The sequence below is a fragment of the Arthrobacter sp. 2YAF22_2 genome (assembly GCF_052114645.1).
Lineage (GTDB): Bacteria > Actinomycetota > Actinomycetes > Actinomycetales > Micrococcaceae > Arthrobacter.
Genome location: NZ_JBFRFD010000254.1, coordinates 1 through 5259 on the forward strand (window position 1 = coordinate 1; position 5259 = coordinate 5259).

6 protein-coding genes are annotated in these 5259 nt (G+C 67.6%); all 6 read right to left on the reverse strand.

The features are described 5' to 3' along the window. Positions 1 to 798 (reverse strand): patatin-like phospholipase family protein (locus AB4Y86_RS11430; protein WP_441402347.1); only part of this gene is annotated, 798 nt, incomplete at its 3' end. Between the two features lie 350 nt (positions 799 to 1148). Next, a complete protein-coding gene (locus AB4Y86_RS11435; RefSeq protein ID WP_441402348.1) occupies positions 1149 to 1985 on the reverse strand; it encodes an HpcH/HpaI aldolase/citrate lyase family protein in 837 nt (278 codons plus the stop codon). Next, positions 1982 to 2548 carry a MaoC family dehydratase gene (locus tag AB4Y86_RS11440; RefSeq protein ID WP_441402349.1) on the reverse strand — a complete coding sequence of 189 codons (567 nt, stop codon included), beginning with the start codon at positions 2546 to 2548 and terminating at the stop codon, positions 1982 to 1984. Before AB4Y86_RS11440 ends, AB4Y86_RS11435 begins: the two co-directional genes overlap by 4 nt. Continuing rightward, positions 2545 to 3315, reverse strand: a complete 771-nt coding sequence (locus AB4Y86_RS11445; RefSeq protein ID WP_441402350.1) for a CoA transferase subunit B — start codon at positions 3313 to 3315, stop codon at positions 2545 to 2547. Before AB4Y86_RS11445 ends, AB4Y86_RS11440 begins: the two co-directional genes overlap by 4 nt. A gap of 2 nt (positions 3316 to 3317) precedes the next feature. Continuing rightward, entirely contained in the window at positions 3318 to 4088 is a 771-nt protein-coding gene (locus tag AB4Y86_RS11450; RefSeq protein ID WP_441402351.1) for a CoA transferase subunit A, read from the reverse strand. A gap of 35 nt (positions 4089 to 4123) precedes the next feature. Beyond that, positions 4124 to 5259: acyl-CoA dehydrogenase family protein (locus AB4Y86_RS11455; protein WP_441402352.1), on the reverse strand; the 1136-nt coding region annotated here is incomplete at its 5' end.

The window sequence follows — 5259 nt, forward strand, 5'->3', positions numbered from 1 at the left end:
ATGCAATGTCCTGCCGCCAAAGGGTGACAGCACCAGCACACGTCTGGTTCCGGCTGCCAGGTCGGCATTTTCGTTGCGTCGGTAACCGCCGTCGATGTAAGGCTTCCCGTCGATCCGGTAGGGGCGGCCACTGGCACAGCTGGCCGCGACGGCGTCCGCCAACTCGACTCCGCTGTGGCGGTCGAACACCACTGGTTCACCGCTGCGGGCATCGACCGCGGTGATGAGCAACGATCGTTGCGGCCAACGCTGACTGGGCAGCCGCGAGGCGACGGTGGCGCGCCACTGAGCTTGCCAGGAGCCGTCCGACGCCGCATCCATCTCGAGTGCCGCCGCGCCCATCCTGCGGCGCATGTCAGCCGCGTCCTCGGCGGAACCGATTATATTGCGTGTTCTCGCCAGGTGGTCCGTCACCGGCCCGTGCGGGACGGGTCCTCGGCTGGATCCAAGTGGAGCGGCCCGTTGCTGGGGAGCAGCGGCAACGACAGCGGCAAACAGCTCCGTCGGGGTCGCGCCAGCCAGCTGAGCCGCCGCGGTCGAACCGGCCGACGTACCAATGGTCAGGTCGGCCTCGGCTACGTCCAGCCCGGCATCGTACAGGCCGGCAACGACGCCGATCAGCCAGGCGTTGCCGGTCGATCCGCCGCCACCGAGGACCAGCGCCCGCTCGCCCGGTGCGTGCATCCGCTTTGTGGCGTCGACTTGCGGCTGGACCTGCTCGGACCTCGGCCGGGCCGCGGCCGTCGTCGAGGTCGGGATCGAGGTGAGGTGCGGAGTTGAAGAAATTGTCGTGTTCATGGGAGTCGCCTTTCGCGAATTGCGTGGCGGGCGCTCCCGGATGCGACTACTTCAGTCGCGCGATCGCGGGCTTCAGCGGAGCGCCCATTGCGGATACTGCGTTCATGGGTCTCACCTCCTGCTGTTGGATCAATTTCACGATCACGGGAATGATCGCACACCAGCGTCGCGGTGCGCAACGGGCAACGGGCCGGCTGCCGTTTCGAAGATCAGGATGAAGCCCTAGCCGCGCAGGAGGTCAGCCAGGCGAGCGACCGGCGCGGCGGAGCGGGAGCAGCCGGCATCCGTTTGCCGCAGACGGCCGCTAAGGGCTCCGCCAACCCGGCCATCTCGGGCGAACCGACGCGGGGTCAGCGGCGGCCCGCGCGGCGGAGGGTGGACTCGGCGTGCCTGAGGATGGGCCCGTCGATCATCTTGCCCTGGTATTGGAAGACACCGGTGCCGGCCGCAGCGGCGGCGTCGAGCAGTTCCTTGGCTGCGGCGACGTCGGACTCGGACGGGGCGTAGGCCTCGCGGACCGCGGCGACCTGGTTCGGGTGGATGCAGGCCTTGGAGCCGAAGCCGGACGCGGCGGCGTCCCGGGCCTCGGCGGCCAGGCCGTCAAGGTCGGGGATGTTGACGTAGACGGAGTCGATCGCTTCCTTGCCGAACGCCCGGGCGGCCAGCAGCACCGCGGACCGGGCGTGCAGCGCGACGGCGCGGTAGCCGCCGTCGTCGTCCCGGCTGGAGGTGCCCCCGAGCGAGGCGAGCAGATCCTCGGCACCCCACATCAACGCCACCACGTTGGGTTCCGCGGCGATCGCCGCTGCGTTCACAATGCCGGCGGCCGTCTCGCACAGGGCGATCACGCCATAGCCCTCCAGCTCCTTGAGCTGGGCGGCGCTCTCGGCCTTGGCGAGCATCACGTGCCGGTACGGGGTGTGCTTGAGGCAGTGCAGGTCTTTTTCAAATTCTTCCGTGCTGGCCGGATTGATCCGCACGATCGTGCGGCTCGGGTCCAGCTCGGGGCCATCCCCGTCGGCGCCGAGCTGGGCTAGGATGGCTCCGCGGGCCCGCTGCTTATCGGCCGGGGCGACGGCGTCCTCCAGGTCCAGGATCACGGCATCGGCGCGCTCGGCCGCCTTCTGGTAGCGCTCCGGGCGGTCGGCGGGGCAAAACAGCAGGGCGGGGCCCATCAGGAAGCTCATGCTTCGATTGTCCCCTTTTGGGCCGGTTCTTTCTGCACGTTTTCCTGCTGCGCTGCTGCATGGGCCTCCCGTGTCCACATCAGGCAGCTGCGGGTCGCCAGTGCCACCACGTCGCCGTCCTGGTTCCGCCCGGTGTGCTGCATGGTCACGATGCCCTGGCCAGGCCGGGAGGAGGACAGCCGCTTTCCGGTCACCACCGTCTCGGTATAGAGGGTGTCCCCGTGGTACAGCGGGTGCGGAAAGGACACGTCGGTCAGTCCCAGCTGCGCGATGATGGTGCCCTGGGTCAGCTGCGGGACGGACTGGCCCACCAGCGTGGCGAGGGTGAACATCGAGTTCATCAGCCGCTGCCCGAACGGCTGCCCCGCGCTCCACGCGGCGTCCAGGTGCAGCGCCTGGGTGTTCATCGTCATGGTGGTGAACAGCACGTTGTCCGTCTCGGTCACGGTCCGGCCGGGTCGGTGCGCATAGAGGGCGCCTTCGTCGAGTTCTTCGAAGTAGAGGCCGCGCTGTTCAATAACCCGGCGGCCGGTTTCGCGCCCGGACATTGCATTCGTTGTCATACGGTCAGTTCCTGATCTTCCTCGAAAAGCTCGGCACCGGTGGCCGCGGCGACGTCCTCCGCGGTGACATTGGGGGCCAGCTCCCGCAACACCAGCCGGGACTTGCCTCCGTCGGTCACGACGTCGATCACGGCAAGGTCGGTGATGATCCTGTTCACGCAGCCCTTGCCGGTCAGCGGCAGGCTGCACCGCTCCACGATCTTCGGCTTGCCGTTGCGGTCCACGTGTTCCATCATCACGATGACTTTTTTGGCGCCGATGACCAGGTCCATGGCGCCGCCCATGCCCTTGACCATCTTGCCGGGGACCATCCAGTTGGCCAGGTCGCCGTTCTGGGCCACCTCCATCGCGCCAAGCACCGCCACATCGACGTGGCCGCCGCGGATCATGCCGAACGAGGCAGCGGAGTCGAAGAACGCGGCGCCCTTGTTCACCGTGACGGTTTCCTTGCCCGCGTTGATCAGGTCCGGGTCCACCTGGTCCTCGGCCGGGTAGGGCCCGACACCCAGGATGCCGTTTTCCGAATGCAGCACCACCTCGACGCCGGCCGGAATGTAGTTGGGGATCAGCGTGGGCATCCCGATGCCGAGGTTGACGTACTGGCCGTTCTGCAGCTCCTGCGCTACCCGGGCAGCCAGCTCGTTGCGCGTCCATCCCTTGGCGCCGTCGCCGCCGTTGCCGCCGGCGTGTTCGACGGCGGAGCGTCGGTATTCGTGCCGGACCGCTTCGGGACGGGGCGGGGCGCCCGGCGCGTCGTTAGTCTCCACGGTTAGGCTCCTGACTGCTCGGTGGTGCTTGACACGGTGCGCTTTTCGATGCGCTTCTCCGCTTGCGGCGCGAGGACCACGCGCTGGACGAAAATCCCGGGGACGTGGACGTGCTCCGGGTCCAGCTCCCCCGGCTCAACGAGTTCCTCGACCTCGGCGATGGTGATCCGGCCGGCCATGGCGCAGAGCGGGTTGAAGTTCATCGCGGTGGCGTGGAAAACCAGGTTGCCGTGCCGGTCACCCTTCCAGGCGTGGACCAGGCCGAAGTCCGGGGTCAGGGCCTCCTCCAGCACGTAGTCAGCGCCGTGGAAACTGCGGACCTCCTTGGCCGCGGAGGCGACGGCGACGGTCCCGTCGGCGTCGTACTTTTGCGGCAGGCCGCCGTCGGAGACCTGGGTCCCGACGCCGGCGGGCGTGTAGAAGGCCGGGATGCCGGCGCCGCCGGCGCGGAGCTTCTCGGCCAGGGTGCCTTGCGGGGTGAGGACCACCTCGAGTTCGCCAGCAAGGTATTGCCGGGCGAATTCCTTGTTCTCCCCCACATAGGAGCTGATGGTCCGGCGGATCCGGCCGTCCTTGAGCAGGATCCCGAGCCCCCAGTCGTCCACTCCGCAGTTGTTGCTCACGGTTTCCAGGTTGGTCGCGCCGCCGTCGTGAAGAGCGTCGATCAGGGCCACCGGGATGCCGCACAGCCCGAACCCGCCGACGGCGAGGGAGGCTCCGTCGGATATGTCCGCGACGGCCTCGGCGGCGCTGGCAACAACTTTGTTGATCATCGTTGATCCTTCCCTCGACGGTTGCGGCCGGCCGGCTAGAGTCCCAGTTCGCGGGCGATCAGCATCAGCTGGACCTCCGTGGTGCCCTCACCGACTTCGAGGATCTTGGAGTCGCGGTAGTGGCGTGCCACGGTGAATTCGTTGATGAAGCCATAGCCGCCGAACACCTGGGTGGCGTCCCGCGCGTTGTCCATGGCTGCCTCGCCTGCGACCATCTTAGCGATGGCGGCCTGCGTCTTGAACGGCTTGCCGGCGAGCATCCGGGCAGCCGCATCGTAGTAGGCCAGCCGTGCGGTGTGGGCGCGGGCTTCCATCCGGGCAATTTTGAAGGCGACGGCCTGGTACTTGCCGATGTTCTGCCCGAAGGCGCTGCGTTCCTTGGCGTATTTCACCGCGTGATCCACACAGCCTTGGGCGGCGCCGACTGCCAGCGCAGCAATCGCGATCCTGCCCTCGTCCAGGATGGACAGGAAGTTCGCGTAGCCGCGGCCCCGGGTTCCGAGCAGATTCGCTTCCGGGACGTGGACGTCGTTGAGCGTCAGCGGGTGGGTGTCAGAGGCGTTCCAGCCGACCTTGTTATAGGCCTTCTCGGCCGTGAATCCGGGGGTATTGGTGGGCACCAGGATGGTGGTGATTTCCTTCTTGATGCTGCCGTCGGGCCGTTCTTCCTGGCCGGTGACTGCGGTGACCGTGACGAGGCGGGTGATGTCSGTRCCGGAGTTGGTGATGAACTCYTTGTTGCCGTTGATRACCCACTCGCCACCCTCGAGCCGGGCGGTGGTCTTGGTCCCGCCCGCGTCTGAGCCGGCTTCCGGCTCGGTCAGGCCGAATCCTGCGAGCGCCTTGCCGGAGGCCAGCAGCGGCAGCCATTCCTGTTTCTGCGCCTCGTTGCCGAAGCGGTGGATCGGCATGGCGCCGAGGGAGACGCCGGCCTCGAGGGTGATCGCAACCGACTGGTCTACCCGGCCGAGCTGTTCCAGGGCCAAGGCAAGGGCGAAGTAGTCCCCGCCCATGCCGCCGAACTCCTCCGGGAACGGCAGGCCGAACAGGCCCATCTCGGCCATCTGGGAGACGACTTCGTAGGGGAAGCTGTGCTCTTCGTCGTGCTTGGCGGAGACGGGGGCGACCACCTGGTCGGCGAATTCACGGACTGTGTCGCTGAGGTCCTGGT